This window comes from Caulobacter sp. FV1ye6ST, assembly GCF_058681225.1.
This window is the reverse complement of the sequence record NZ_CM178733.1, coordinates 4,469,905-4,494,866: the sequence shown is the minus strand read 5'-3', so window position 1 is coordinate 4,494,866 and position 24,962 is coordinate 4,469,905. Positions and strand designations below refer to the sequence as shown.

The following is a 24,962-nucleotide window of genomic DNA, read 5'->3' as shown; positions in this document are numbered from 1 at the left end:
CGCATCATCAGTCCGGCGCCAGCCGATAGCCGATGCCGCGGACGGTCTGCAGGTAGCGCGGGTTCTTCGGGTCAGGCTCGATCTTGCGGCGCAGGCGGGTGACCTGGACGTCGACCGCGCGGCCGGTGGCGTCGGCGGTGTCGCGGGCCAGCTCCAGACGGTCGACCGGCTCGTGGGCCGAGCGGGCGAGGCGGCGCAGCAGGGTGACCTCGGCCTCGGTCAAGCGCACGGCCTCGCCGTCGCAGGTCAGTTCGCCGCGATCGGCCTCGAACGTGCAGCGGCCCAGCAGCAGCGCCTTGGGGCCCACCGGCCGCGCCGACGACCGACGCAGGATGGCCTCGATGCGCAGCAGCAGTTCCTGAGGCTCGAACGGCTTGCCCAGATAGTCGTCGACCCCGCTGGACAGGCCCTCGATGCGGTCGGCGGTCTGGTCGCGGGCGGTGAGCATGAGGATCGGCGTGCGGCCGCTCGCGCCGCCCTTGGACCGGAGGCGCTTGGTGAAGGCCATGCCGTCCTCGCCGGGCATCATCACGTCCAGCACCATCAGGTCGAAGTCCAGCGCGCCGAACAGGCGGTCGGCCCCGGCCGCGTCCGCGGCGGCCGTGACCCGGAAGCCGGCGCGGCTGAGGAATTCCTTGATCAGCTTGCGCAGGCGGTCGTCGTCGTCGACGACCAGGATGTGACGCTCGCGGCGCTCTTCAGGACTCATGGCGAAACACTATCAGGTTTGACGGCGGGGGGCGCCGACGCCCTGGCGCGGGCCGGCCAGGGCGGCCAGGATCCGTCGGGCGCCGGCCACGCCGTCAAGCCCGCCGGTGCGGTAGGCGCGGGCCAGCAGCGCCCGCAGGCGCTCGGCGGTGCGCTGCTCGAACGCCACGCCCTCAGGGGTCAGGGTCGCCGGGCGGCGGCGGCCGTCCAGATCGCCCGCGCCGCGCGTGATCAGGCCGGCCTTCTGCAGGTCGGCCAGGGTGCGGCTGGCCGCCTGTTTCGAGAGGCTGGTCAGCTTGGACAGGTCCTGCACGCCGATGCCCGGCCGGCGGCGCAGCAGGAACGTCGCGCGCCAGTGCGAGCGGCCCAGGCCCAGGGTCTCGGCCTCCAGCGCCGTGTCGACCGCGGCCCACAGCGAGGCCTCGGCCAGCAGGATCAGCTCCAGCCCACCGTCCAGCTCCTCCTCGCGGAGGATCAGGCGGGGATCGTCCGCACCGGGCTGCAGCGGGGCTATCATCGCGAGGAGTCCATTTTATTTGACGCACCCGGCCTCGGGGCGTCTAAGAGCCGGGTTTCCCAATAAGGAGGTCTTGGACCGATGTCTCTGGTTCCCTTCGACGATCGTGACGGTTGGATCTGGCTGGACGGCCAGTTCGTTCCCTGGCGCGAGGCGAAGGTGCACGTATTGACCCACGGCCTTCACTACGCCTCGTCCGTGTTCGAGGGCGAGCGGATGTACGGCGGCGAGATTTTCAAGCTGACCGAGCATACCGAGCGCCTGTTCAAGTCGGCGGAGATCCTCGACTTCAAGATCCCCTACACGGTGGCCGAGATCGACGAGGCCTGCAAGGCGACGGCGGCCAAGAACGGCCTCAAGGATTGTTATGTCCGTCCGATCGCCTGGCGCGGGTCGGAAATGATCGGTGTTTCGGCTCAAGCGACCAAGATCCACGTGGCCATCGCCGTGTGGGAGTGGCCCAGCTATTTCGACCCGGCGACCAAGGCCAAGGGCATCCGCCTGACCTGGGCCAAGTACCAGCGTCCGGACCCCAAGACCGCCCCGGTCGCGGCCAAGGCCGCCGGCCTCTACATGATCTGCACCATCTCCAAGCACGCCGCCGAGAAGGATGGCTACGCCGACGCGATGATGCTCGACTATCGCGGCTATGTGGCCGAAGCCACGGGCGCGAACGTGTTCTTCGTCAAGGACGGCGCCCTGCACACGCCTAAGCCCGACTGCTTCCTGGACGGCATCACCCGCCGCACGGTGATCGACATCGCGCGCGGCAAGGGCATCGAGATCGTCGAGCGCCACATCCAGAAAGAAGAGCTGTCGACCTTCACGGAGTGCTTCATCGTCGGCACCGCCGCCGAGGTGACCCCGGTGTCCGAGATCGGCGCGTTCAAGTTCACGCCCGGCAAGCTGTCGCTGGACCTGATGGACACCTACGCGGCGCTGGTGCGCAACGAGGCGCTGACGCCGGCGTGAGACTGACGCCCGCCGCCAGACACGACGCCGCCGCCCGGAGCGATCCGGGCGGCGCTTTTCGTTGATACCCACGCTTGTCCTCCCGGCTCTCCGCTTCGCCGCGGCCGGGATGACAAGATTTCGGTTGGAGTGGGAAGAGGCTTAGGCCGCCTCCGCCTCCTCGTTCGCCGGGACCTGGCGGATCAGGTAGTCGAAGGCCGAGAGCGAGGCCTTGGCGCCTTCGCCCATGGCGATGATGATCTGCTTGTAGGGCGTGACCGTCGCGTCGCCGGCGGCGAAGACGCCGGGCAGCGAGGTTTCGCCGCGATAGTCGACCTCGATCTCGCCGCGGTTGGTCAGGGCGACGCCGCTGTCCTTCAGCCACTCGGTGTTGGGCACCAGGCCGATCTGGACGAAGACGCCTTCCAGGTCGACGCGGTGGACGCTGTCGTGGTTGCGGTCCTTGTACGACAGGGCCGAGACCTTGCCGTTCTCGCCGTGGATCTCGGTGGTCATGGCCGAGGTGACGATCTTGACGTTCGGCAGGCTGGCCAGCTTGCGTTGCAGGACGGCGTCGGCGCGCAGCTGGCTGTCGAACTCGATCAGGGTCACATGGGCGACGATGCCGGCCAGGTCGATGGCCGCCTCGACGCCGCTGTTGCCGCCGCCGATCACCGCCACGCGCTTGCCCTTGAACAGCGGGCCGTCGCAGTGCGGGCAATAGGCCACGCCCTTGTTGCGGTACTCGGCTTCACCGGGGACGTTGACGTTGCGCCAGCGGGCGCCGGTCGACAGGATGACGGTGCGCGACTTCAGGCTGGCGCCGTTCTCCAGCTTGACCTCGATCAGGCCGCCCGGGGTCTTGGCCGGAACCAGACCGACGGCCTTCTGCAGGTTCATGATGTCGACGTCGTATTCCTTGACGTGCTGCTCCAGCGCCGCGGCCATCTTCGGGCCCTCGGTGTGGGGGACCGAGATGAAGTTCTCGATGGCCATGGTGTCCAGCACCTGGCCGCCGAAGCGCTCGGCCGCGACGCCCGTCCGGATGCCCTTGCGGGCGGCGTAGACCGCCGCGGCCGCGCCGGCCGGACCGCCGCCGATGACCAGCATCTCGAAGGCGTCCTTGGTCTTGATCTTCTCGGCCATGCGGTCGCCCGCGCCGGTGTCCAGCTTGGCCAGGATCTGCTCGACGTCCATGCGGCCCTGGCCGAAGGCCTCGCCGTTCAGCAGGATGGTCGGCACGGCCATGACCTGGCGGGCCTCGACCTCGTCCTTGAACAGGGCGCCATCGATGGCGACGTGGCTGATGCGCGGGTTCAGGGCGCTCATGGTGTTCAGCGCCTGCACCACGTCGGGGCAGTTCTGGCAGGATTGCGAGAAATAGGTCTCGAAGCGGTAGTCGCCGTCCAGCGCCTTGATCCGTTCGATGACCTCGGCGTCGATGCGCGGCGGGTGGCCGCCCACGTGCAGCAGGGCCAGCACCAGCGAGGTGAATTCGTGGCCCAGGGGCAGGCCGGCGAAGCGCACGTCGGCATCGCCCGAGGCGCGCGTGATGGCGAAGGAAGGCTTGCGGGCGTTGTCGCCCGACAGGTTCAGGCTGACCTTGTCCGACGTCGCGGCGACGTCTTCCAGCAGGGCCAGCATTTCCTTGGCGCCCGCGCTCTCGTCTAGGGAGGCGACCAGTTCGATCGGCTGGCGCAGGTTCTGCAGATAGGTGGTCAACTGGGTCTTCAGACCGGCGTCCAGCATGGCGCGCTCCCAAAAAGGCTAGGGGGAGAGAAAGGTAGCGTTCGATTTTCGGGGGGGAGGAGGATCGAACGCGGCGTACGATCGAGGGCCGGGCCGCCGACCGGTCCGAATGAACGGCCGGCGGTCCGGGTAGTGCTTAGGCTTTAGATCTTGCCGACCAGGTCGAGCGACGGGGCCAGGGTCTTTTCACCCTCTTCCCACTTCGCCGGGCAGACTTCGCCCGGGTGGCTGGCCACGTACTGGGCGGCCTTGATCTTGCGCAGCAGCTCGATGGCGTTGCGGCCGATGCCTTCGGCGGTGACTTCCATGAACTGGATCACGCCTTGCGGGTCGACCAGGAAGGTGCCGCGGTCGGCCAGGCCGACGCCCGGACGCATGATCTCGAAGTTGTTGGTCACCACGCCCGACGGGTCGCCGATCATGGTGTACTTGATCTTGCCGATGGCCGGCGAGCTGTCGTGCCAGGCCTTGTGCGAGAAGTGCGTGTCGGTCGACACCGAGTAGATCTCGACGCCCAGGCGGGTGAAGACGTCGTAGTTGTCGGCCAGGTCTTCCAGCTCGGTCGGGCAGACGAAGGTGAAGTCGGCCGGGTAGAAGAAGAAGACCGACCACTTGCCCTTGGTGTCGGCTTCGCTGACCGTGACGAACTTGCCGTCCTTGTAGGCCTGGGCGGTGAAGGGTTTGATCTCGGTGTTGATCAGCGACATGAGGCGCTCCGGTTGGAAGAAGATGGGCCCTGTTACAGCGACGACTCGCGATTGATCAAATTGATAAAACTTCTCCGTGGGATAGATTGAATCTATCAATTTCGCAAAAGCGAAATGGGTTTGGGACGTGTCGTCCGTATTTGCTGATCGAATGATGAGTTATCGAATATCGAGTATGCACCGCCGGCGCGGCGTCGTCCTTGCTTTGTCGCAAAAACTTACGGAGTGGGGGCGCGCCGCGCTGGCGTTTCGCCGCGACGGGCATGTCGCGACCCATATTGGTCAGGCCAGTCTTTGTTGATCGGCTAAGCCATCTCGTGCCAACCCTTGCGTGCGAACCTTCGCCCGTGGAACGCGTATCGCTTGTGCGACCGGGGCTTCACGACCATGGTCCCGCATCCAGTGGAGTTTGAGTTGACCGGCAAGAGACCGACCATCGACGACGTCGCCCGCGTTTCGGGCGTGGCGCGCGTGACGGTGTCTCGAGTGCTGAACGGCGGCCCCAACGTCCGTGACGAGGTCCGGACCCGCGTCATGCGGGCCATCGAGCAGCTGGACTACAAGGTCAATCCGCAGGCCCGCAGCCTGGCCGGCGGGGCCAGTCGGCTGCTGGCCTTCGTCTTCGCATCGGACCTCGAGAACGACCCGAACTCCTATTACGAGTCGGCGCTGGAGCTGGGCGCCCTGCGCGCCTGCCTGACCCTGGGCTATCAGGTGCTGGTCCAGAACGTCCCGCAGCAAACACCCGACCGCGAGAAGCGGGTGCTGGACCTGATCACCAGCCAGCGCTGCGAGGGCCTGATCCTGTCGCCGCCCTACAGCGACGATGTCTCGCTGATCCAGGCGGCGCTGGCCCAGGGCTGCAAGGTGGTGACCGTGTCGCCGGGCGGACCGGGGCGCGGGATCGTCGACGGCGTCGGGGTCGACGACGAGGCCGGCGGCTACGACATGGCGCGTGAGCTGCTGAGCCTGGGCCATCGGCGGTTCGGCTTCATCGCCGGGCTGGAGGGTCACCTCTCGGCCGACCGCCGCATGAAGGGCTTCGAGCGCGCCCTGGCCGAACAAGGCCTGGGCGACGACGCCTGGATCATGGCGCGCGGCGACTTCACCTTCCGCTCGGGCACGCACCTGGCGCCGGGGCTGCTGGACCATCCGCTGAGCCCTAGCGCCCTGGTCTGCGCCAATGACGACATGGCTGCGGGCGCCCTGTCGGCCGCCCACGCGCGGGGCCTCAGCATCCCCCGCGACCTGTCGATCACCGGCTTTGACGACGCCCCCGTCGCCGCCATCGTCTGGCCGCCTTTGACCACGGTGCATCAGCCGGTCAAGGTGCTGGGCCAGCGCGCCGTCGAGATGTTGGTGGCCAGGCTGACGGGAACCAACACCGCGTCCGAGCCGGTATTCCAGCAGCTCGACCACGCTGTCGTTCGCCGCCAGACCACGGCGGCGCGGTAAGGGCCATACCCGCTTTCCGGTTTCGATCTTGACAACGTTGTCGCTCGCCGTGCTAGTGGAAGCGCTTCCATGGAAGCGCTTCCACGGCCGAGTTTGGCCTCACGAGAAAAGTCGGTCGCCCGCGCAGGGGCGGCTTCAGAGGGGAGAACTACAATGCGAAACCGCAAAAGCGGGACGCGTCCGTCCGTCCAGAAATTTTACGTCACCGCCTCCACGGCCGCCATCAGCTTGGCCCTGGCCGGCTCGGCGTGGGCTCAGGCCGCCGCTCCGGAGCCGCGGGCCGACGACACGGTCGACGCCATCGTGGTGACCGGCATCAAGGCCGGCATCCAGAACTCGATCAACATCAAGAAGAACGAGACCTCGATCGTCGAGGCCGTCTCGGCCGAGGACATCGGCAAGCTGCCGGACGTTTCGATCGCGGAATCGATCGCCCGCCTGCCGGGTCTGGCGGCGCAGCGCGTCAACGGCCGCGCCCAGGTGATCTCGATCCGGGGTCTCGCCCCCGACTTCACCACCACCCTGCTGAACGGCCGGCAGCAGGCCAGTTCCGGCGACAACCGCGCCGTCGAGTTCGACCAGTATCCGTCGGAACTGCTGTCCAGCGTCGTGATCTACAAGACCCCGGACGCCCAGGTCTCGGGCATGGGCCTGTCGGGCACCGCCGACCTGCGCACCGTGCGCCCGCTGGAATACGGCAAGCGCGTCCTGGCCCTGAACCTGCGCGGCGAGAAGACCTCGGGCAAGAAGCTGAACGAAGACTCCCACAACGTGGGCGGCCGCTTCAGCGCCAGCTACATCAACCAGTTCGCCGACGGCACGATCGGCGTGGCCCTGGGCTACGCCCACCTGGATTCGCCGTCGCAGGTGAAGCGCTACAAGGCCTACGGCTATGAGGCCTTCCCGAACGAGTCGACCTCGCCGGACAGCGCCGACGGCGCGTTGATGCTGAACGGCCAAGAGATCATGGCCGTCTCGCGCAACAACAAGCGCGACGCGGTCATCGGCATCTTCGAGTACCAGCCGAACGACCGGATCCACTCGACGCTGGACCTGTACTACTCGACCTTCAATCAGAAGGAGACGACGCGCGGCGCCCAGTGGTTCTCGAACCCCTATGCCGACGGGGTGACCTATGCGAACGTCACGACCGCCGACATGGGCGGCTCGAAGTTCGCCACCGGCGGCACGCTGAACCACGGCGTGCCGATCGTGCGCAACGACTACAACACCCGCCGGGACCAGCTGTTCTCGGCCGGCTTCAACAACGAATTCCAGCTGACCGAAAAGACCAAGCTGGTCGCCGACCTGTCCTATTCGTCGAACAAGCGGAAGGAACAGATCATGGAAACCTACGCCGGCTACGGCCGTGGCGTGGGCGGGGTCACCGGCTCGACGGCGGACGTGGGCCGCACCTACGACACCATCGGCTTCAAGGTCGCCGACGACGGCTTCTCGCAATATGACGAGGGCCTGAACTACGCCGACGCCAGCAAGGTCACGCTGGGCGACCGCGCGCCCTGGGGCGGCTGGGGCCACGATGGCGCCATCCGCTTCCCGCACGTCAAGGAAGACGTCACGGCCGTCGATGTCCGTCTCGAGCACGAGATGGACGGTTTCATCACCCAGCTGTCGGGCGGCGTGAACTACACCAAGCGCGACAAGGGCAAGACCGTCTCGGACAACGACCTGTTCCTGAAGAATGGTCGCCAGCAGGTCTATGTCGACCAGGCCGACCTGGTCTCGCCGACCAACCTGGGCTTCGCCGGCTTCGGCGATGTCCTGTCCGTCAAGATCGGCGACGTCTGGAAGAAGTACTACAACTCGGCCCCGATCCTGGACGCCAACTACTACGACAAGAACTGGGACATCACCGAGGAGGTCACGACCTTCTTCGCCAAGGCCAACTTCCAGAGCGGCGACCTGCGCGGCAATGTCGGCGTCCAGGTGGTCAAGCAGAAGCAGGAATCGACCGGCGTCGTGATCAACGGCCTGGCCTCGGGCCAGCCGATCGTCCCGACCAAGATCAACGCCAAGGACGACTACACCGACGTCCTGCCCAGCATGAACCTGATCTATGACCTGGGCGGCGGTCACCGCCTGCGCTTCGCCCTGTCGAAGACCATGGCCCGTCCGCGCATGGACGACATGCGCGCCAACGTGACGCCGGGCTTCAACGGCCTGGTCTGCTCCAGCCAGCCCTGCGGTCCGGGCACCACGGTCAATCCGTGGTCGGCCTCGGGCGGCAACCCGCACCTGAAGCCCTGGATGGCGAAGGCCGCCGACCTGGCCTACGAGTGGTACGTCAGCCCCGCGACCTATGTGTCGGTGGCCGGCTTCTACAAGAAGCTCGACACCTACATCTACCAGCAGTCGGGCACGTTCGACTTCACGGGCATCCCGCTGCCGCCGGGGGCCAACATCCCGGCCGGGACGACGATCAACAACATCGGCCAGATCACCCTGCCGGCCAACGGCAACGGCGGTACGGTCAAGGGCCTGGAGTTCAGCGGCGCGGTCGACTTCGGTCAGTTCGCTGAGCTGCTGAAGGGCTTCGGCGTCCAGGGCAGCCTGTCGCTGACCAAGTCGAACCTCAACCCGACCACCAGCACCGACGCCAAGCAGGCGGTCCGCATCCCGGGCCTGTCGGGCACGGTCTACAACGTCACCGGCTACTACGAGCGCGGCGGCTTCCAGGCGCGCATCAGCCAGCGCTACCGCTCGGCCTTCAAGGGCGAAGTGGTGCAGCTGTTCGCCACCCGGGGCTTCACCGAGATCCTGGCCGACAAGCAGGTGGACGCCCAGATCGGCTACACCTTCAACGACGGTCCGCTGGAGAACCTCGGGCTTCTGCTGCAGGTCAACAACCTGACGGACTCGCCCTACCGCACGCGCCTCGGCCTCGATGGCGGCGGCACCAAGACCCAGGGCGGGGGTTCGCTGCCCGAGACCTATGAGAAGTACGGCCGTCAGATCCTGTTCGGCGTGAACTATCGGTTCTAAGCAGAGGGCTGAGCTGGGCGCGCTCCCCCTGCGGCTGGCTCGCCAGGCAAGAACCAATCGGAGGCGGGGTCGCCTGATGGCGGCCCCGACTTCTGAGCTCAATGGGAGGCGGGTGGTTGCAACCGCTCAAGAAGATACTGATCGCCGGCGGCGGGTCCGCGGGCTGGATGACGGCGGCGCTGTGCGCGCGGCTATTCCAGGGTCTCTATGAGATCGTCCTGATCGAGTCCGAGCAGATCGGCACGGTCGGGGTCGGGGAAGCCACCATCCCCGCCATCAAGAAGTTCAACGAGCTGCTCGGCCTCGACGAGGACGACTTCCTGCGCAAGACGCAAGGGTCCTTCAAGCTGGGCATCGAGTTCCGCGACTGGTTCCGCAAGGGCGAGGGCTATCTGCACGGCTTCGGCGTGCTGGGCCAGGACCTGGGCTGGCTGCGCGTCCACCAGTACTGGCTGCGTATGCGCGAACTGGGCCAGGCCCCGGACTTCGACGCCCTGTCGATCAACAACGCCATGGCGCGGCAGGACAGGTTCATGCGCGCCCGGGCCGACATGAGCGAATCGCCGATCGGCCACATCGCCCACGCCTTCCACTTCGACGCCGGTCTCTACGCCAAGCATCTGTCGACCTATGCCCAGGCGCGCGGCGTCCAGCGGCGCGAGGGCAAGATCGTCGACGTGACGCTGCGCCCCGAGGACGGCTTCGTGCGGTCGGTGACCATGGACGACGGCGCGGTGATCGCCGCCGACTTCTTCGTCGACTGCTCGGGTTTCCGGGGCCTGATCATCGAGCAGGCCCTGAAGACCGGCTACGAGGACTGGACTCGCTGGCTGCCGGCCGACCGGGCCATCGCCGTGCCGACCGAGCGCTCGGCGCACTTCACGCCCTATACCCGCTCGACGGCCCACGACGCCGGCTGGCAGTGGCGGATCCCGCTGCAGCACCGCACGGGCAATGGCCACGTCTATTCCAGCCAGTACATCGACGACGACGAGGCCGAGCGCGTCCTGCTGTCGAACCTGGACGGCGCCCAGCGCGCCGACCCGCTGCGCATCCGCTTCACCACCGGCAAGCGCAAGAAGATCTGGAACAAGAACTGCGTCTCGATCGGCCTGGCCAGCGGCTTCATGGAGCCTCTGGAGTCGACCAGTCTGCACCTGATCCAGTCGGCGGTGATCCGCATGGTCCGCCTGCTGCCCGACGGCGGTTTCGACCAGGCCAATGTCGACGAGTTCAATCGCCAGAGCGACTTCGAATACGAGCGCATCCGCGACTTCATCATCCTGCACTACAAGGCCACCGCGCGCGACGACACGCCGTTCTGGCGCCACTGCCGCGACATGGAGGTCCCCGCCACCCTGCAGCGGAAGATCGACCTGTTCCGCGCCAACGGCCGGGTGTTCCGCGAGGACGACGAGCTGTTCACCGAGGAGAGCTGGATCCAGGTGTTCCTGGGCCAGGGCGTGATCCCGCGCGGCTACGACCCGCTGGTTCGCGTTCACTCGGACGAGGCCATCGCCACCCACCTCGGCAATATCCAGACCGTCATCGGCAAGTGCCTGAACGTGATGCCCAGCCACGCCGAGTTCGTGGCCCGCGCGTGCCAGGCCCCGCTGCTGCCGGCGACCCCTGTTCCAGTCCCCTAGACGTTTTCGACGGAGTAACGCCATGACGACCGCCGCCCAGCCTTCATCCGCCTTGCGGATCCTGTGCCGGACCACCGCCGCCGTGGCGTTGCTCGCTCTGTCTCCGATGTCGAGAGCCGTCGCCCAGGTCATGCCGACGAAGGACAGCGCCCCTCTGGCCCCGCGCGCCAACGACCCGGCCTGGGTCCGCGCCGACGCCCTCGTCAAGCAGATGACGATGGACGAGAAGATCACGTATCTGCACGGGCTGTTCCCGCCCAACACCAAGCCGGCCCCGGCCGACATGATCCCCTCGGCCGGCTATGTGCCGGGCGTGCCGCGCCTGAAGATCCCGACACTGCGTGAGAGCGACGCCAGCCTGGGCGTGGCCAACCAGGTCGAGCAGCGCAAGGGCGACGTCGCCACCGCCCTGCCGTCGGGCCTGGCCCTGGCCTCGACCTTCGAGCCCAAGCTGGCCTATGCCGGGGGCGCGATGATCGGCGCCGAGGCCCGCGCCAAGACCTTCAACGTCCTGCTGGCTGGCGGCGTCAACCTGACCCGCGACCCGTGGGCGGGCCGCAACTTCGAATATCTCGGCGAGGATCCGCTGCTGGCCGGCGAGATGGTCGGCGAGCAGATCAAGGGCGTGCAGTCCAACCACATCGTCTCGACGATCAAGCACTTCGCCCTCAACGCCCAGGAGACGGGCCGCCACGTCATGGACGCCCAGATCGGCGAGGCGGACCTGCGCGAAAGCGATCTGCTGGCCTTCCAGATCGCGATCGAGAAGAGCAATCCCGCCTCGGTCATGTGCGCCTACAACAAGGTCAATGGCGACTGGGCGTGCCAGAACGACTTCCTGCTCAACAAGGTGCTCAAGCGCGACTGGAACTATCCAGGCTTCGTGATGTCCGACTGGGGCGCGGTGCATAGCACCACCAAGGCCGCGCTCGCGGGCCTCGACCAGCAGTCGGGCCAGGAACTGGACAGCCAGATCTTCTTCGGCGACGACCTGAAGGCCGCCGTGGCCAAGGGCGAGGTCAGCCAGGCCCGCGTCGACGACATGGTCCGCCGCATCCTGCACGGGGTGATCACCTCGGGCCTGATGGACAACCCGACCCCGACGACCGCCCAGCCGATCGACTACGAAGCCCACGCCAAGGTCGCCCAGACCGTGGCCGAGCGCGGCTCGGTGCTGCTGAAGAACGAGGGGAACCTGCTGCCCCTGGCCAAGACGGCCAGGAAGATCGTGCTGATCGGCGCCCATGCCGATGTCGGCGTGATCTCGGGCGGCGGCTCGTCTCAGGTGCGCTCCGTGGGCGGCGCGCCCGTCGAGATCCCCCTGAACGGCGGCGAGGCCGCTTCGTTCGTCCGCGTCACCTGGCACGCCTCCTCGCCGCTGGAAGCGATCAAGGCCGCCGCGCCGGGCGCCCAGGTGATCTATGTCGACGGCAAGGATCCCGCCGCCGCAGCCGCCGCGGCCAAGGACGCCGACGTCGCCATCGTCTTCGCCTGGCATTGGCAGACCGAGGCCCAGGACGCGCCGTCGATCGCCCTGCCGGACAACCAGGACGCCCTGGTCGACGCCGTCGCCGCCGCCAACAAGCATTCGATCGTGGTGCTGGAGACCGGCGGCCCGGTGACCATGCCGTGGCTGGATCGCGTCGGCGCGGTGCTGCAGGCCTGGTATCCCGGCCAGCGCGGCGGCCAGGCCATCGCCCGACTGCTGTTCGGCGAGGTCAATCCGTCGGGCCGTCTGGCCATGACCTTCCCGAAAAGCGCCGATCAGGCTCCCCGCGCCAGCGCGCCGGGCTTCGCCGAACAGGCCGCCATCGACGATGCCCGCCGCGCCGGCCAGAAGGTCGACGGCATCAAGGGGTTCGCCGTCCAGTATCCGGAAGGGGCCGCCGTCGGTTACCGTTGGTACGCCCAGGAAAAGCGCCAGCCGCTCTATCCGTTCGGCTATGGCCTTTCCTATACGGCCTTCGCCTACAAGAACCTCAAGGTCGAGGACGCGGCGGGCCTGAAGGTCAGCTTCGACGTCACCAATACCGGCAAGGTGGCCGGCGCGGACACGCCGCAGCTCTACGTCACGGCGGGCCAGCGCAAGCCGATGGTCCGCCTGGTGGGCTTCGAGAAGGTCGACCTGGCGCCAGGCCAGACCCAGCGCGTGACCCTGACCGTCGAGCCGCGCCTGCTGGCCGACTATGACGTCGCCAAGCCCGGCTGGACGATCCCGGCCGGGAGCTATCCGCTCTATGTCGGCAGCCACGCCGGGGACATGGCCCTGACCGGCAAGGCCAACCTCAAGGCCTGGTCGCGGAAGCCGTGATGCGCGTTCTGTCTCTCACCCTCACCGCCGCGCTCGTCGCGGCGGCCCCCGCCCACGCCGCGCCCAAGCTGCGAAGCTGGGTGACGACCGGCGACAAGAGTCAGCTATTGGCCGCCCAGGCCCCGTCGGGCATGGCGACCGCCGAGGCTGTCGCCGGCCTGGCGGTCATCGCCGTCGACGCCAAGGAGCGCCACCAGACCATGGTCGGCTTCGGGGCGTCGATCACCGACGCCTCGGCCTGGCTGATCCAGAACAAGCTGACGCCCGCCCAGCGCGATAGCCTGCTGCGCGAACTCTATGGACGCGGCAAGGATGGCCTCGGCTTCAGCTTCACCCGCGTGACCATAGGCGCGTCGGACTTCTCGCTGGACCACTACAGCCTGGACGAAACGCCGAATGGCGCGGCCGATCCGACGCTGGAGCACTTCTCGCTGAAGCGGCCTCGGGAGTTCGTGTTCCCGACCGTCCGCGCGGCCCTGAAGATCAATCCGGAGCTCAAGGTCATGGCCTCGCCGTGGAGCGCCCCGGCCTGGATGAAGACCTCTGGTTCGCTGGTGAAGGGGCAGCTGAAGCCCGAGGCCTATCCGGTCTATGCCGACTTCTTCGCCCGCTACATCCGGGACGCCAGGAAGGTGGGCGTGCCCACCGACTATCTCAGCATCCAGAACGAGCCGGACTTCGAGCCGGAGAACTATCCGGGCATGCGCTGGCTCCCCGCCGACCGCGCCAGGTTCTTCGGCGACAATCTGGCCCCGGTGTTCGCGCGCCAGAAGATCACGACCAAGGTGCTGGACTGGGATCACAACTGGGACCAGCCGCAACAGCCGATGACCGTGCTGGCCGACGCCAAGGCCAGGGCCTTCGTCTCAGGCGTCGCCTGGCACTGCTATGCCGGCCAGGTCGACGCGATGGAGACCGTCCGCGCCGCTCATCCGGACAAGGACGTGTTCTTCACCGAGTGCTCGGGCGGCGAGTGGGCCCCCAAGTTCGACGACAGCTTCTCGTGGATGGTCGAACAGCTGATCATCGGCTCCACCCGTCGCGGCGCGCGCGGCGTCTTGATGTGGAACCTGGCCCTGGACGAAAAGTTCGGCCCCCACGCCGGCGGCTGCGGCGACTGCCGTCCGTTGGTGACGATCGACAGCACGAGCGGCGCGATCACCCGCACTCAGGAATACTACGCCTTCGGCCAGGCCAGCCGCTTCGTGAAGCCCGGGGCGGTGCGGATCGGCTCGCCTGAAAAGGTCGGCGACCTGCGCACGGTCGCCTTCCAGAACCGCGACGGCGGCCGCGTGCTGCTGGTGCTCAACACCGGCAAAACATCGGCGGACTTCGCGATCGTCGAAGGCGGGCGGCGCTTCAAGGCCAGCATTCCGGCTCGCGCGGCGACGACCTTTACCTGGTGAGATCTCAGGTCGAGATCTTGGCTTCCAGTTCGTTCAGCCGGGCCCGCGTCGCCGCGAGGTCCGGCCCGAACCGCGTCGGGTCGGCGGCGGCGAGGCGGCCGGCGATGTCGTAGCTTTCGCGGTAGAGATCCAGCGCCCGCATGCGGTGGCCGCGGTCCTCGCGCAGGTCGGCCAGCCGTTCCAGGTTCACCGACAAGGCCCGCTGGGCGCCCGTGTCACCGGCCTCGCGGCCACCGCGCGAACGGCGCAGCGCCAGGGCTTCCTCGAAGGCGGCGAGGGCGGCCTCCAGGCGGCCTTCGGCCTCGGCCACGTCGCCGACGCCCGACAGCGAGCCCGCCAGCAGTTCGGCGCTCTCGTCGCCGCCGCGCGTCTGGCGCACCTGGCGGGCGTAGGAAACCGAGGTGTCATATGCCTCGGCCGCGTCGTCCATCTGGCCCTGGGCGCGGGCGAAGTCGCCGAGATCGCGATAGACGATCGCCATCTCCTCGTCGGTGCGGGCGGTGGTCTTCATCGCCGACAGGGCGCGGGCGGCCTCGTGCCAGGATTCTTGCCGGCTGAGCGAGACCAGGCGCGCGCGCAATTCGGCGAAGCTTGGCGGGCGAGGCGGCGGCGCGGGTCGCGGGGCGGGGACCGGCGCGGCCATCGACAGGATCGGCGATGCGACAGGCTCGGGGTGGGCTTGCAGCGGCGCCGCGACCGGTTCGGGCGCCGGTGTCGCGACCAACGTTTGCGCTTCAGGCTCCTGCAGCTCCAGGCCGAAGGCCATCGGCGCGGGGCGCCTCCTGGGCTTGCGGCGGGGAAGCAGGGCGGCGACGATGAGCACGCCGCCCACCATCGCCGCCGCCACACCGGCGGCGGGGCGATGCGGCTCGAACGGTCCGAGGTCGAGATTCGTGGCCCAGTTCCCCAGCGAGCCCCAACCCGCCACCACGTATCCCGACGTCGCCAGGATCAGCCCCAAGATGATCCCAACCAGTCGCGCCAGCATCACGTCCCCCCAGACGTTCACCCCAGACGGGTCCAAGGCCCCGAAAAACGGGGCGTCCCAACCGCCAGGCCGCACAAGTCATCCGATGGCCCCGCTTCCGTCGAGCCGTCTCAACCGGCAGGGGAAGGGGGGCGGGCGGATGACTCTTCAGCGGGCGCCTGGCGGGAAGGGCGCCTTTAAATCAGCCACGCGCGCGGGCGCGGATACGCCTCGCCGCGCGAGAGATAGTAGATGCCCAGCACGCAGCGGGCCACGAACCAAAGGCCGACCGCGCCCAGAATGAGGCCGCCGGCGATGATCATCGGCAGGCCGACCAGCACGATCAGCATCGGGATGCCGAAGAAGATCAGCAGGCCGCCGATCAGGAACCAGGCGATCGACAGCCAGAAGGTCCGGATAGCGAAGGTGTAGTGGCTCTCGTTGATCGGCCCGGCGGCGTCGCGGTTCACATAGGCGACGATCAGGCCGACGATCCAGGTCAGGCCGTTGGTGAAGCCCAGCAGATACAGGCCGTAGACGACGGCCGGCAGGACCTTGTCCTCTTCGGCCACGGGCGTGGTGACGGCGGTAGTGTCGGTCATGGTCTTACAGCATCCAGTTCTTGGGCGTGGGATAGGGTTGGCCCTTCAGCAGGTTCGACAGGCCGACGACGCCGCGCACGACCAGCCAGACGCCGACGGCGGGCAGCAGGACGATGCCGATCCCGACCGGGGTCAGCAGCAAGGCGACAATGCTGAAGCCCAGCGCCAACCAGAACGTCCGGATCTGGAATTCGTAGTGGCTGACCAGCCAATCGGGCGCGTCCTTGCGGCTGATATAGGCGATGACCGCGCCGATCAGGCTGGTCAGGCCGCCGGTCACGCCGCCCGCGATGTGCAGGGCGTAGATGACGCCGGGCAGGGTCTTGTCGTCCTGCAAGCGGGGCGGGACGGCGGGGTCCGAAGCGGAGTCCAGGGTAGCGGGGTCGGTCACGAGCTTGAGCCTAAGAGAACGTCGTTGGATCAATCGTCGCGCCGAACGCCGCCTGATGCAAATGAAGGTGGCGTCATGAAGGCGAAGTAACCCGGATGCTCCCTTTCTGGGGGAGGATCACGGCAGAAGATCGCTCGGCGGGTCGTGCGGGTCGAATGGCTTGCCCCGGTTCAGCCAGGGCAGCGCCGCCAGCATCAGGATCAGCACGAAGCTCATTCGCGCGGCCATGTCGACGCCGACCGACGCCATGCCGGCCGAGAGCGAGAACAGCAGCATCGCCGCCGCGCCGAACGCGGTCAGGCCAATCACCCAGGTCAGGGCGGCGCGCGCCTCGAACCGCGCCAGGCCGAAGCGGGCGCGGGGGGCGAGATCCGCGCCGACGGCGGCGATGGCGCGGGCCAGGGTCGAGAAACTGGCCAGCCGGTCCTCGAACTGGCCGGGGCCGAGATAGCTCTGCGAGGCGATGCTGATGCGGCGGCGGCCGAAGGTCAGCAGCAGGCCGCGCCGTCGGCCACCGGTCTTGTCGACGGCCAAGCTGTAGCGGGTCAGGCGGGACAGCGGGAAGCGCCGCTCGACCTTGCCGCGGGTCTCCACCAGCGCGCCGTCCTCCAGGGTCCAGACCGTCTCGGGCTGGAAGGGGGCGAGCCGGGCGCTGTGGGTGACCGCCATGGACTAGGACCGGACGGCGGTGATCTCGACGCCGGCGGCGGCCGCGTGCGGGGCCAGGGCCAGGGGCTTTTCGACCCGCACCCGGGCGCGAGTGACGCGCGGATCGGCGAAACAGGCCTGGGCCAGGCGCTCGGCGAAGGTCTCGACCAGGTCGATATGGCCCTCGGCGGCGATGGCGCGCGCCGCTTCGCCGATGGTCTCGTAGTTCACCGTGTCGCCCAGGCGTTCGCAGTGGCTGGCGGCCACGTCGAGCTCGACATCGACCACCAGCGGCTGCAGGCGGCCGTGCTCGTGGTCGTAGACGCCGATCTCGGCGTCGACCTTCAGGCCACGGACGAAGACCTTGGTGACGATGATCCGCGCCAAGGGAGCATCGGCGGGCGCGGTGTCGGCGAGGGAAGCGGGAGCGGCCATTCGATCCGGTTTCGCTAGAAGTCGTTGATGCTGTTGTCCGCGCGCAGGCACCACTGACCGGGCGCCCAACCGGCGAGGCCGGCCATGTCCGTGGCGTCCAGGCCGACCGTGTTGGTCGGGGTTTCCTGGATCTTCAGGGACTCTAGCGTGAACAGGCCGTCGATGGCGAGGAAAGCCTTGGCCTTCAGCGCCATGGCGATGGCCAGGGCCTCGGTGGTCGGGTCGCCGTCGAAGGTCATGATCCGCCCCAGGGTCTCGGGCTCATGCTCGCGGAAGAAGCCGATCAGCGGGTCGGCCAGATTGGCCTGGAACGCGTGGTCCACCGCGCTGTCGATCCAGCCGTGCCAGGCGCGCTTGGCCCGCTCGAACGAGGCCGTCATGTTCGAGCCGCCCAGGTTCAGCGGCGTGGCCGGGCGCAGCCGGATGAACACGTACTCGTCATGGCCGTGCGGCGTCTTGCACTTGGACGACGGGTCGCTCAACAGCCGGTGGGCCATGGAGTACCGGCGATTGAATTCGAGGCTAAGCATCTGGAATACCTGGACCGGCCGTTTTTCCCAGTCGCCTTGGGGTCGGCCGAGCGCGGCGCGGAGCGCGTCAAATGTGGAAGGGCGGTTCGGCGAAACGACGGTGACGAATAGTCGAGCGCTTCAAAGAGGCCGCGCCCTTATCATGAACAGCAGGTGCAGCGCAAAATATAGTTGCGCCGCGCCCGTTCGCCAGACGTCGGTCTGTTAGACGTCTGGATCGTAGGCCACGTCCCGCGTGCGGCCCAGCAGGCTCTCGCCGCCGTCGATGGTCAGGGTCTGGCCCGAGAAGGCCGGGGTGTCGACGATGAACAGCAGGGCGCGGGCCAGGTCGGCCGGGGTGCTGCTGACGCCCGACGGCGTGGCGCGGGCGGCGCGAACATAGTCGTCCTGCGTCTGCTTGCCCGAGGGCAGGGTGACGCCCGGCGACAGGCCGCAGACACGGACCTTCGGGGCCAGGGCCTGTGCCAGCACCGGCGTCAGGGCGGCCAGGCCCAGCTTGCCGGCGGTGTAGGCGAAGTAGTCGGGATTGGGCCGCAGCACCTTCTGGTCCAGCAGGTTCACCACCAGGCCGGTCTCGTCCTCGCCCAGGGCCGTGGCGAAGGCGTGGATCAGGAAGACGGGCGCGGTCAGGTTGGTGGCGATGTGCCGGTCCCAGCGCTCGGCCGTCAGGGTCTCGAACGTGTCGTACTCGAACAGCGAGGCGTTGTTAACCAAGAGGTCCAGCCGGCCGAACCGCGCGCGGACGGCGGCGACCAGGCCCTGGCCGGCGGCGGGGGTCGAGAGGTCGGCCTGGAACAGCGCCACGGCATGGTCGTCGGCGGTCAGGGCGGCGGCCAGCGCCTGGGCGTCCTCGACCGAGTTCCGATAGTGCAGGGCGACGGCGTAGCCGGCTTGCGCCAGCGTCCGCGCCAGGACGGCGCCGATGCGCCGCGCGGCGCCGGTGACGAGCGCGACTTTCAGAGGGGCGCTTGTCACGAAGGCCGGACCTTGAACCACTCGACGCCGGCCGCGCGGGTCTCCGGGAAGATCTCCGGCTTGACGACGCGCACCCAGCAGGCGTCCACCAGCGGGTCGAGGAAGGCCGCGTCGACGGCCTCCTGCAGCAGGGTTTCCAGCAGGTCGACATGGTCGCGGCCCTGCCAGCCCACGATCAGGGCGCGCAGCGGATCATAGTCGATATAGGTCCCCGGACCGGTGAACTCGGTCCGGGAATACAGCCGCACGCTGAAGCGCAGCCGATTGGGGCGCTCGGGATGGCGCTCCCACGGGTGCAGCCCGCAACGGACCAGAACCTCGACGTCCTCCAGCACCGCGACCTGATGCGGCGCGGCGGTCTGCCAGTCGAAGGGGCCCGTCATCGCCTAGTCGACGCGGCCGAACTCGAAGAAGTTCAGGCCCAGGATGACAGCCAGGAAAATGGCGATGACACCGATGGCGATCATGGCGCGGCTCCGGAAAGAGAAAACAAAGATCGAGCCGGCTTTAGCCTCCGGCGCCGCTGACCGCAAGGGCGGGGCCGCCCTCGTCCTTCGACAGGCTCAGGATGAGGGCTAGTTTTGAGCCAGCTCAGTAGGAAACCTCATCCTGAGCTTGTCGAAGGACGAGGTTTTCGGTCCCTCGGCGGCGGCGATAGGGCTACAAAGCTTGATGCTCTGGCGCCGTCGCATCGAACCCTTCACCCGCCCCCTGGTCTACGCCTTCTTCCGCATGGCGCGCGGCCTGACGCTGGGCGTGCGGGCGGTGGTCACCGATCAGGCCGGCAAGGTCCTGCTGATCCAGCACACCTACATCAAGGGCTGGTACCTGCCCGGCGGCGGGGTCGAGCGCGGCGAGACGGCCGAGACCGCCGTGGCGCGCGAGCTGCAGGAGGAGGCCGGCGTGCGCGCCCTGTCGCGCCCGCGCCTGGTCTCGGCTCACAGCAACGAGGTGCTGCACCCCGGCGACCACGTGCTGGTCTACCGGATCGAGGCCTGGGAGCCCTGTCCCTCCGACGCCGAGGGCGAGATCCATGCGGTCGGCTGGTTCGATCCGCACGACCTGCCGGAAGAGACGACCAAGGCCACCCGACGGCGGATTGCCGAGGCTCTGGGCGACGCGGAGCCAGATGTGATGTGGTGAGGGCTAGCCACCTGAACGCCGATCACATTAAATGCCTGTTTGAAACCGCCCCGCAGAGCGGATCCCACATCCAAGGGCAGGAGAACGGCATGCGCGAGTACACCAAGTTCTATATCGACGGCGCCTGGGTCGATCCGGCCCAGCCCAAGACCCTGGACGTCATCAACCCGGCCAACGAAGAGGTCGCCGGCGTGATCTCGATGGGCTCGGAGGTCGATGTCGACCGCGCCGTCCGCGCCGCCCGCAAGGCGTTCGACAGCTGGTCGCGGACCAGCCGCGAGGAGCGCATCGACGTGCTCGAGCGCATCATCGCCGAATATCAGAAGCGCTTCGAGGACATGGCCAAGGCCATCACCGAGGAAATGGGCGCCCCGGCCTGGTTGGCCCAGCGCGCCCAGGCCGCCATGGGCATCGGCCACGTCCAGACCGCCGTCGCCGTGCTCAAGGACTACAGGTTCGAGGAAGACCGGGGCACGACCCGGATCGTCAAGGAGCCGATCGGCGTCTGCGCCTTCATCACGCCGTGGAACTGGCCGGTGAACCAGATCGCCTGCAAGGTCGCGCCCGCCCTGGCCACCGGCTGCACCATGGTGCTGAAGCCCTCCGAGATCGCGCCGTTCAGCGCCTATATCTGGACCGAGATCCTGCACGCCGCCGGCGTGCCGCACGGCGTCTTCAACCTGGTCAATGGCGACGGCCCCACGGTCGGCGCGGCGCTCAGTAGCCATCCTGAAGTCGACATGGTCTCGTTCACCGGCTCGACCCGGGCCGGCATCGAGGTGGCCAAGAACGCCGCCCCGACCGTCAAGCGCGTCCACCAGGAGCTGGGCGGCAAGAGCCCCAACATCATCCTCGACGACGCCGACTTCGCCCGCGCGGTGGGCGGCGGCGTGGCCTCGGTGATGATGAACTCGGGCCAGTCGTGCAACGCCCCGACCCGGATGCTGGTCCCGGGCCAGCGCATGGACGAGGTGATCGCCATCGCCAAGGCCGCCGCCGAGAGCCACACGGTCGGCGACCCGAACGGCAACCACAAGATGGGCCCGGTGGTCAGCGAGACCCAGTGGAACAAGATCCAGGGCCTGATCCAGAAGGGCATCGACGAGGGCGCCACCCTGGTCACCGGCGGTACGGGGCGTCCGGAAGGGCTGGACAAGGGCTACTATGTGAAGCCGACCGTCTTCGCCAATGTGAAGCCCGACATGACGATCTCGAAGGAAGAGATCTTCGGCCCGGTGATCTCGATCCTGGGCTACGACACGGTCGAGGAAGCCGTCACCGTCGGCAACGACACCGAGTACGGCCTGGCGGCCTATGTCTCGGGCGGCGACCCGGAGGCGGTGCGGGCTGTCGCGGCTAAACTCCGCGCCGGCCAAGTGAACCTGAACGGCGCCAGCCCCGACCTGATGGCCCCGTTCGGCGGCTACAAGATGAGCGGCAACGGCCGCGAATGGGGCGACCACGCGTTCGGGGAGTTCCTCGAGACGAAGGCGATCCTGGGCTACGCGCCGAAGGTGGCGGCGGAGTAGGCTTGCATCTGCTGAGTTGGATGAGGGGCGGGGCTGTGAGGCTCCGCCTTTTTCTTTGGTTCAGAGGGGCTCAGGATGGAAGAAAAGGCAGTAGCTTTGCGACGATGCCGGCCGCAATCGCTCCGACGACTGCCTCTCCAAACTTATCCACGATCCATGAAATTATCTTTTTCACGAAGCGATCAATGATGGCTTCCGGGACTCTGTTTTGAATTATTGTGCTCTCGAAGATCGCGATTTCGCTCAGAGCTATATCTCTATCTTCTTGACTGGCAGAGTTTACTCCCATTAACGCGTGCCGAAGGCCGCTAGCATCGACAGTTAGGCCAATGCGTAAGTTATCAGAGAAGCTAACGTAGCGATCTGATGCGGGAGCCTGATCGAGGCTCTGTTGCGCAACGATTGCGTACTCCGGATGGAGCTCCAATATACCTTCCGCTTCTTCGACACCGGAGTTCGTAAGCCTTAAATCAAGGCCGCCTTCATCTCCGCCGCCCATGGTGTAGGACGCGCTTACATATCCCCTATCATCAAGATCGCGGACTACCAGTCTTAGCTGGCCGGGAATTCTTTCAAGCCCCGCACTATCGGCCACTGTTGCTGGCGAATAATATGAGCCCAGGCCTCCTGATCTTGCCGCCAGAAACAGTGCAACAAGAAGTCGCTCTCGAAATTCACTCGTTTTCATTTAGCCCACCGCAAGTGAAAGTGACCTGGACAGCCCGGGATCGTCTCGCCGTGAGGTGTAAGGCTGGCGCCCTTCCTGGGGGGAGGGTCTCCTCTACCACCCCAAGCTTGTCATCCCGGCCGCAGCGAAGCGGAGAGCCGGGACCCAGGGGCGGCGCGCACTGCGTTCACGCACCCCCTGGGTCCCGGACAAGCGCTGCGCGCTTTCCGGGATGACAAGGATAAGGCGCGGTTCCCTCGATCAGGGCGCTTCCGGCGCCGGCGGCACGGGCGTCGGCAGGGTCACGTCCTGGTCCGCATAGGCGGTCATGACCGTGCCCTTCTTGATCGAGACATCCTTGCCCTTGATGAAGGGCGCGGCCGGCCAGAACAGGATCACCGTCGCCACGGTGGCCCCGACGCGGGTCTCGCCCTTGGCGCCCTTGTTGGCGCGCAGCTTCACGCGGTCGTCGCCGACCTTAAGATACAGCAGCCGGATGTTCAGCTTGCCGTTCTTGCCCAGCATGCCGTTGTCGCGGGCCTCGACGACCTCGCCGACGCCGCGATAGCCGGCACGCAGCACTGTGCCGTCGGTCAGCTTGACGTCGTCATCCAGGCTGATGGTGAACCGGTCGCCCTCGTGGGCGGTGGAGCTGGACAGGGCGTCCTCCACTCGGATCTGGAACTCGGTGCCTTCCGAAACGACCGGACCGGCCCAAGCGGCGCCAGCCGCCAGGACCGTGACCAGGCCCAAGGCGATTGCAAACTTCTTCTTCAACGACGTAACCCCCAAAGGTTGAGGCGCGACGCTAGGGCCAAGCTTGCGTTGCGTCCAGAGAACGGAGTTCGGGTTTCGGGTTTTGGGGGGAGGCTGTGCTAGACTTTTCCCATGACCACTGATGCACCGCCCCCCGAAGCGCCGCCCGACGAGACCCCCATGCAGCGCGCACTGCGCCTCAAGCAGGCCGTGCTCGACGCCCGTCCGAAGCCCCCGCGCGGTGGGAAGTTTCAACGGCAGCGGGCGGCCGGCATCGCGGCGGGCGATTCCAAACCCTGGATGAAGAAATAATGGCCGGACTCAAGGACAAGCGCGGTTTCATCGACAAGGATCGCCTGGATCTCTCCGAGCGCCAGGCCGTCGAGTACTGGATGAAGCGCTGGGGCGTCACCCGCGACCAGATCACCGCGGCCCACCGCAAGGTCGGCCGGATGACCAAGGACATCGCCGCCGAGCTTGGCAAGAAGCGCTGAGCAGGGAGGCGTTACGTCACATGCCCGGCCGTGGTCGCCACTGTCATCGTTTGCACCTCTTGTGTGAGTCGAAACGAGCGGAGCGACCGGCATGGCGGGCGTGGACGTTGGTGGCGTAGAACTCGAATTTCCCTGTCCACATTGCGATGGTCGCGCCCACGCGACCATCGAGACCGTGCGCATGCTGCCGGTTCTGGATTGCCCAGATTGCGGCGCGCGCTTCGGCGTCGACCTGGAGGCGTTCAGCGCCCAGGTCACGCGGGCGGAGGCGGCGGCCAAGCCTCCGCGACGCGGGCGGCGCTGAGCTTTAGCGCGCGTTGGCCGCGCCGTTGGCGTCGTCGCGCGAGACGGCTCGCAGCAGATGATTGCGGCCCCGTGGGGTGATCTCCCAGCCGCCGCCGCCGCGCCGGGCCAGGCCCAGATAGGTCAGGGCCTGGGCGGCGCTGATGTTGACGAAGTTGGAGTCCTGGCCCGGCTGGCGTTCGGCCAGGCTCTGCAGGGCGTTGAACTGGCTTTCGGACAGCGTGTCGCTGGCGGGGGGATCCTGGGTCATGTCGCTCCGGTGCGCCGGGTGATCGTAGCCGCCGATCGGCCGGGAGGACCCGGGCGCCTGGGGGAGCCGCCAGGTCGACATGAACCTTGCCAGCCTATCACGTTTCGGCGGACGATGGACGGTTGTTCTGGCTCCCGAAGGAAAACGAGAGGCCTGCCCGAGTAATTTCCCAAGATTTGCGTCTGTTTTCGCGACGATTTCGAAGGCTGAATTATTTTGGGCCGCCAAGAAAATCGCCCGGCCTGGAACGGAAACGATTAATCCCCCGGTCGGCTCCTTTTTGTGTTAATCCTTCGAAATGCGTGAAATTAGCAATCGAACCGTTCTCACTGTCGCCCGGCATGAGGGCGCGTGGAGCGTTGAGTTGGCAGGCGAGCATTTCGGCCAGTCGGCCGACAAGGAGGTCGCCAAGGCGGCCGCCCATCGCCGCGCGAGGACCCTGCAGGACTCTGGCCAGGCCTGCCAGATCCGCATCACCGGCGAACACGGCTTCGGAGGGCGCTCATGAGCAAGACCGCGAACTTGAAGCCGCCGCAGCCTCCGGCCGTCTTGTTCCGCCGCGAGATCGAGGACGCCATCGCCGGTGGCGCCTCGGCCAAGAAGATGACCCTGCGGCTGACGCTGAATGACGGCCGCCGCCTGCGCCGCGACGACAGCGTGCCGCTGGAGCAGATCAGCTATCTGGGCGGAGCGATGCACTATCTGGGCGTTCGGGTCGTCGAGGGCGGCGTGACCGTCAGCGTCCTGGATCAGTCCCCCTCGAAGTAGGCTTCCCCGAAGTCCTTCCCCGCACGGCAGCCTTGCCGGTCTCGCGCTTTC

Annotated in this window: 29 protein-coding genes and 1 pseudogene; 14 read left to right on the top strand and 16 right to left on the bottom strand. The window is 67.4% G+C overall.

Annotated features, from left to right (window positions below):
* Positions 1-7: 7 nt before the first annotated feature.
* Positions 8-709, bottom strand: coding sequence for a response regulator (locus ACW175_RS21370; RefSeq protein ID WP_492101941.1), 702 nt, complete (start codon positions 707-709; stop codon positions 8-10).
* 12 nt (positions 710-721) lie between these two features.
* The gene (locus ACW175_RS21365) at positions 722-1,225 is read right to left on the bottom strand and encodes a MarR family winged helix-turn-helix transcriptional regulator (protein ID WP_492101940.1); all 504 of its coding nucleotides are present in this window, start codon (positions 1,223-1,225) and stop codon (positions 722-724) included.
* An 81-nt stretch (positions 1,226-1,306) separates the two neighbouring features.
* On the opposite strand from ACW175_RS21365, the gene ACW175_RS21360 reads away from it, so the two are divergent.
* A complete protein-coding gene (locus tag ACW175_RS21360; RefSeq protein ID WP_492101939.1) occupies positions 1,307-2,197 on the top strand; it encodes a branched-chain amino acid aminotransferase in 891 nt (296 codons plus the stop codon).
* Between the two features lie 141 nt (positions 2,198-2,338).
* Here ACW175_RS21360 and ahpF read toward each other — a convergent pair whose 3' ends face one another.
* Together ahpF and ahpC are read right to left on the bottom strand one after the other, a co-directional pair.
* Positions 2,339-3,925, bottom strand: coding sequence for an alkyl hydroperoxide reductase subunit F (gene ahpF, locus ACW175_RS21355; RefSeq protein WP_492101938.1), 1,587 nt, complete (start codon positions 3,923-3,925; stop codon positions 2,339-2,341).
* 143 nt (positions 3,926-4,068) lie between these two features.
* A complete protein-coding gene (gene ahpC / locus ACW175_RS21350) occupies positions 4,069-4,632 on the bottom strand; it encodes an alkyl hydroperoxide reductase subunit C (protein WP_099581443.1) in 564 nt (187 codons plus the stop codon).
* A gap of 414 nt (positions 4,633-5,046) precedes the next feature.
* Here ahpC and ACW175_RS21345 point away from each other — a divergent pair, with 414 nt between their 5' ends.
* The 5 genes from ACW175_RS21345 (at position 5,047) to ACW175_RS21325 (ending at position 14,453) form a co-directional block, all read left to right on the top strand.
* Positions 5,047-6,087, top strand: coding sequence for a LacI family DNA-binding transcriptional regulator (locus tag ACW175_RS21345; RefSeq protein WP_492101937.1), 1,041 nt, complete (start codon positions 5,047-5,049; stop codon positions 6,085-6,087).
* A 153-nt stretch (positions 6,088-6,240) separates the two neighbouring features.
* Complete coding sequence (locus tag ACW175_RS21340; protein ID WP_492101936.1) at positions 6,241-9,090, top strand: TonB-dependent receptor; 2,850 nt, start codon at positions 6,241-6,243, stop codon at positions 9,088-9,090.
* Positions 9,091-9,206: 116 nt separating this feature from the next.
* A complete protein-coding gene (locus ACW175_RS21335; RefSeq protein WP_492101935.1) occupies positions 9,207-10,736 on the top strand; it encodes a tryptophan halogenase family protein in 1,530 nt (509 codons plus the stop codon).
* A 22-nt stretch (positions 10,737-10,758) separates the two neighbouring features.
* On the top strand, positions 10,759-13,047 hold the full coding sequence (locus tag ACW175_RS21330) for a beta-glucosidase family protein (RefSeq protein WP_492101934.1): 2,289 nt from the start codon (positions 10,759-10,761) through the stop codon (positions 13,045-13,047).
* Positions 13,047-14,453: a glycoside hydrolase family 30 protein gene (locus ACW175_RS21325; RefSeq protein ID WP_492101933.1), complete on the top strand. Its 1,407-nt coding sequence runs from the start codon at positions 13,047-13,049 to the stop codon at positions 14,451-14,453. The genes ACW175_RS21330 and ACW175_RS21325 overlap by 1 nt, the downstream gene beginning before the upstream one ends.
* Positions 14,454-14,457: 4 nt before the next feature.
* Here ACW175_RS21325 and ACW175_RS21320 read toward each other — a convergent pair whose 3' ends face one another.
* The 9 genes from ACW175_RS21320 to ACW175_RS21280 form a co-directional block, all read right to left on the bottom strand.
* Complete coding sequence (locus ACW175_RS21320; protein WP_492105026.1) at positions 14,458-15,441, bottom strand: tetratricopeptide repeat protein; 984 nt, start codon at positions 15,439-15,441, stop codon at positions 14,458-14,460.
* 176 nt (positions 15,442-15,617) lie between these two features.
* Positions 15,618-16,022 carry a DUF4870 family protein gene (locus ACW175_RS21315; RefSeq protein ID WP_492101932.1) on the bottom strand — a complete coding sequence of 135 codons (405 nt, stop codon included), beginning with the start codon at positions 16,020-16,022 and terminating at the stop codon, positions 15,618-15,620.
* A 4-nt stretch (positions 16,023-16,026) separates the two neighbouring features.
* Complete coding sequence (locus ACW175_RS21310) at positions 16,027-16,395, bottom strand: DUF4870 family protein (RefSeq protein ID WP_492105025.1); 369 nt, start codon at positions 16,393-16,395, stop codon at positions 16,027-16,029.
* Between the two features lie 135 nt (positions 16,396-16,530).
* Positions 16,531-17,082, bottom strand: a complete 552-nt coding sequence (locus ACW175_RS21305; protein WP_492101931.1) for a hypothetical protein — start codon at positions 17,080-17,082, stop codon at positions 16,531-16,533.
* A gap of 3 nt (positions 17,083-17,085) precedes the next feature.
* The gene (folB, locus tag ACW175_RS21300; protein WP_492101930.1) at positions 17,086-17,496 is read right to left on the bottom strand and encodes a dihydroneopterin aldolase; all 411 of its coding nucleotides are present in this window, start codon (positions 17,494-17,496) and stop codon (positions 17,086-17,088) included.
* 14 nt (positions 17,497-17,510) lie between these two features.
* Positions 17,511-18,026: a 6-pyruvoyl trahydropterin synthase family protein gene (locus tag ACW175_RS21295; protein WP_492101929.1), complete on the bottom strand. Its 516-nt coding sequence runs from the start codon at positions 18,024-18,026 to the stop codon at positions 17,511-17,513.
* Positions 18,027-18,230: 204 nt separating this feature from the next.
* Entirely contained in the window at positions 18,231-19,001 is a 771-nt protein-coding gene (locus ACW175_RS21290) for an SDR family oxidoreductase (protein WP_492101928.1), read from the bottom strand.
* Positions 18,998-19,384: a dihydroneopterin aldolase gene (locus ACW175_RS21285; RefSeq protein ID WP_492101927.1), complete on the bottom strand. Its 387-nt coding sequence runs from the start codon at positions 19,382-19,384 to the stop codon at positions 18,998-19,000. The genes ACW175_RS21290 and ACW175_RS21285 overlap by 4 nt, the downstream gene beginning before the upstream one ends.
* A 3-nt stretch (positions 19,385-19,387) precedes the next feature.
* A complete protein-coding gene (locus tag ACW175_RS21280; protein ID WP_492101926.1) occupies positions 19,388-19,534 on the bottom strand; it encodes a hypothetical protein in 147 nt (48 codons plus the stop codon).
* A 139-nt stretch (positions 19,535-19,673) separates the two neighbouring features.
* Here ACW175_RS21280 and ACW175_RS21275 point away from each other — a divergent pair, with 139 nt between their 5' ends.
* Positions 19,674-20,144, top strand: a complete 471-nt coding sequence (locus ACW175_RS21275; RefSeq protein WP_492101925.1) for an NUDIX domain-containing protein — start codon at positions 19,674-19,676, stop codon at positions 20,142-20,144.
* Between the two features lie 89 nt (positions 20,145-20,233).
* On the top strand, positions 20,234-21,673 hold the full coding sequence (locus ACW175_RS21270) for an aldehyde dehydrogenase family protein (RefSeq protein ID WP_492101924.1): 1,440 nt from the start codon (positions 20,234-20,236) through the stop codon (positions 21,671-21,673).
* Positions 21,674-21,743: 70 nt separating this feature from the next.
* On the opposite strand, the gene ACW175_RS21265 is transcribed toward ACW175_RS21270, so the two are convergent.
* Complete coding sequence (locus ACW175_RS21265) at positions 21,744-22,361, bottom strand: hypothetical protein (RefSeq protein ID WP_492101923.1); 618 nt, start codon at positions 22,359-22,361, stop codon at positions 21,744-21,746.
* A 75-nt stretch (positions 22,362-22,436) separates the two neighbouring features.
* Here ACW175_RS21265 and ACW175_RS21260 point away from each other — a divergent pair.
* Positions 22,437-22,577 (top strand): annotated as a pseudogene (locus tag ACW175_RS21260) (hypothetical protein); the annotation flags it as partial.
* Positions 22,578-22,601: 24 nt separating this feature from the next.
* Here the strand turns inward: ACW175_RS21260 and ACW175_RS21255 are convergent.
* Positions 22,602-23,117, bottom strand: coding sequence for a hypothetical protein (locus ACW175_RS21255; protein ID WP_492101922.1), 516 nt, complete (start codon positions 23,115-23,117; stop codon positions 22,602-22,604).
* A gap of 111 nt (positions 23,118-23,228) precedes the next feature.
* Here ACW175_RS21255 and ACW175_RS21250 point away from each other — a divergent pair, with 111 nt between their 5' ends.
* The 3 genes from ACW175_RS21250 to ACW175_RS21240 all read left to right on the top strand — a co-directional run bounded on the left by ACW175_RS21250 (position 23,229) and on the right by ACW175_RS21240 (position 23,894).
* Positions 23,229-23,408, top strand: a complete 180-nt coding sequence (locus ACW175_RS21250; RefSeq protein ID WP_492101921.1) for a hypothetical protein — start codon at positions 23,229-23,231, stop codon at positions 23,406-23,408.
* Entirely contained in the window at positions 23,408-23,590 is a 183-nt protein-coding gene (locus ACW175_RS21245) for a DUF3606 domain-containing protein (protein ID WP_047413801.1), read from the top strand. Before ACW175_RS21250 ends, ACW175_RS21245 begins: the two co-directional genes overlap by 1 nt.
* Before the next feature lie 91 nt (positions 23,591-23,681).
* On the top strand, positions 23,682-23,894 hold the full coding sequence (locus tag ACW175_RS21240) for a hypothetical protein (protein ID WP_492101920.1): 213 nt from the start codon (positions 23,682-23,684) through the stop codon (positions 23,892-23,894).
* Positions 23,895-23,897: 3 nt separating this feature from the next.
* Here the strand turns inward: ACW175_RS21240 and ACW175_RS21235 are convergent, their stop codons facing one another.
* Complete coding sequence (locus ACW175_RS21235) at positions 23,898-24,143, bottom strand: hypothetical protein (protein WP_492101919.1); 246 nt, start codon at positions 24,141-24,143, stop codon at positions 23,898-23,900.
* 364 nt (positions 24,144-24,507) lie between these two features.
* Here ACW175_RS21235 and ACW175_RS21230 point away from each other — a divergent pair, with 364 nt between their 5' ends.
* Both ACW175_RS21230 and ACW175_RS21225 read left to right on the top strand, forming a co-directional pair.
* A complete protein-coding gene (locus ACW175_RS21230; protein ID WP_492101918.1) occupies positions 24,508-24,651 on the top strand; it encodes a hypothetical protein in 144 nt (47 codons plus the stop codon).
* Positions 24,648-24,911, top strand: a complete 264-nt coding sequence (locus tag ACW175_RS21225; protein WP_492101917.1) for a hypothetical protein — start codon at positions 24,648-24,650, stop codon at positions 24,909-24,911. Before ACW175_RS21230 ends, ACW175_RS21225 begins: the two co-directional genes overlap by 4 nt.
* The last annotated feature ends 51 nt before the right edge of the window (positions 24,912-24,962 follow it).

Excerpts from the sequence above, each read along its gene's own strand:
- ACW175_RS21370 (WP_492101941.1), bottom strand. The coding sequence starts at position 709 with ATGAGTCCTGAAGAGCGCCGCGAGCGTCACATCCTGGTCGTCGACGAC.
- ACW175_RS21365 (WP_492101940.1), bottom strand. The coding sequence starts at position 1,225 with ATGATAGCCCCGCTGCAGCCCGGTGCGGACGATCCCCGCCTGATCCTC.
- ACW175_RS21360 (WP_492101939.1), top strand. The coding sequence starts at position 1,307 with ATGTCTCTGGTTCCCTTCGACGATCGTGACGGTTGGATCTGGCTGGAC.
- ahpF (WP_492101938.1), bottom strand. The coding sequence starts at position 3,925 with ATGCTGGACGCCGGTCTGAAGACCCAGTTGACCACCTATCTGCAGAAC.
- ahpC (WP_099581443.1), bottom strand. The coding sequence starts at position 4,632 with ATGTCGCTGATCAACACCGAGATCAAACCCTTCACCGCCCAGGCCTAC.
- ACW175_RS21340 (WP_492101936.1), top strand. The coding sequence starts at position 6,241 with ATGCGAAACCGCAAAAGCGGGACGCGTCCGTCCGTCCAGAAATTTTAC.
- ACW175_RS21330 (WP_492101934.1), top strand. The coding sequence starts at position 10,759 with ATGACGACCGCCGCCCAGCCTTCATCCGCCTTGCGGATCCTGTGCCGG.
- ACW175_RS21325 (WP_492101933.1), top strand. The coding sequence starts at position 13,047 with ATGCGCGTTCTGTCTCTCACCCTCACCGCCGCGCTCGTCGCGGCGGCC.
- ACW175_RS21320 (WP_492105026.1), bottom strand. The coding sequence starts at position 15,441 with ATGCTGGCGCGACTGGTTGGGATCATCTTGGGGCTGATCCTGGCGACG.
- ACW175_RS21315 (WP_492101932.1), bottom strand. The coding sequence starts at position 16,022 with ATGACCGACACTACCGCCGTCACCACGCCCGTGGCCGAAGAGGACAAG.
- ACW175_RS21305 (WP_492101931.1), bottom strand. The coding sequence starts at position 17,082 with ATGGCGGTCACCCACAGCGCCCGGCTCGCCCCCTTCCAGCCCGAGACG.
- folB (WP_492101930.1), bottom strand. The coding sequence starts at position 17,496 with ATGGCCGCTCCCGCTTCCCTCGCCGACACCGCGCCCGCCGATGCTCCC.
- ACW175_RS21295 (WP_492101929.1), bottom strand. The coding sequence starts at position 18,026 with ATGCTTAGCCTCGAATTCAATCGCCGGTACTCCATGGCCCACCGGCTG.
- ACW175_RS21285 (WP_492101927.1), bottom strand. The coding sequence starts at position 19,384 with ATGACGGGCCCCTTCGACTGGCAGACCGCCGCGCCGCATCAGGTCGCG.
- ACW175_RS21275 (WP_492101925.1), top strand. The coding sequence starts at position 19,674 with ATGCTCTGGCGCCGTCGCATCGAACCCTTCACCCGCCCCCTGGTCTAC.
- ACW175_RS21270 (WP_492101924.1), top strand. The coding sequence starts at position 20,234 with ATGCGCGAGTACACCAAGTTCTATATCGACGGCGCCTGGGTCGATCCG.
- ACW175_RS21265 (WP_492101923.1), bottom strand. The coding sequence starts at position 22,361 with ATGAAAACGAGTGAATTTCGAGAGCGACTTCTTGTTGCACTGTTTCTG.
- ACW175_RS21250 (WP_492101921.1), top strand. The coding sequence starts at position 23,229 with ATGACCACTGATGCACCGCCCCCCGAAGCGCCGCCCGACGAGACCCCC.
- ACW175_RS21245 (WP_047413801.1), top strand. The coding sequence starts at position 23,408 with ATGGCCGGACTCAAGGACAAGCGCGGTTTCATCGACAAGGATCGCCTG.
- ACW175_RS21240 (WP_492101920.1), top strand. The coding sequence starts at position 23,682 with ATGGCGGGCGTGGACGTTGGTGGCGTAGAACTCGAATTTCCCTGTCCA.
- ACW175_RS21235 (WP_492101919.1), bottom strand. The coding sequence starts at position 24,143 with ATGACCCAGGATCCCCCCGCCAGCGACACGCTGTCCGAAAGCCAGTTC.
- ACW175_RS21225 (WP_492101917.1), top strand. The coding sequence starts at position 24,648 with ATGAGCAAGACCGCGAACTTGAAGCCGCCGCAGCCTCCGGCCGTCTTG.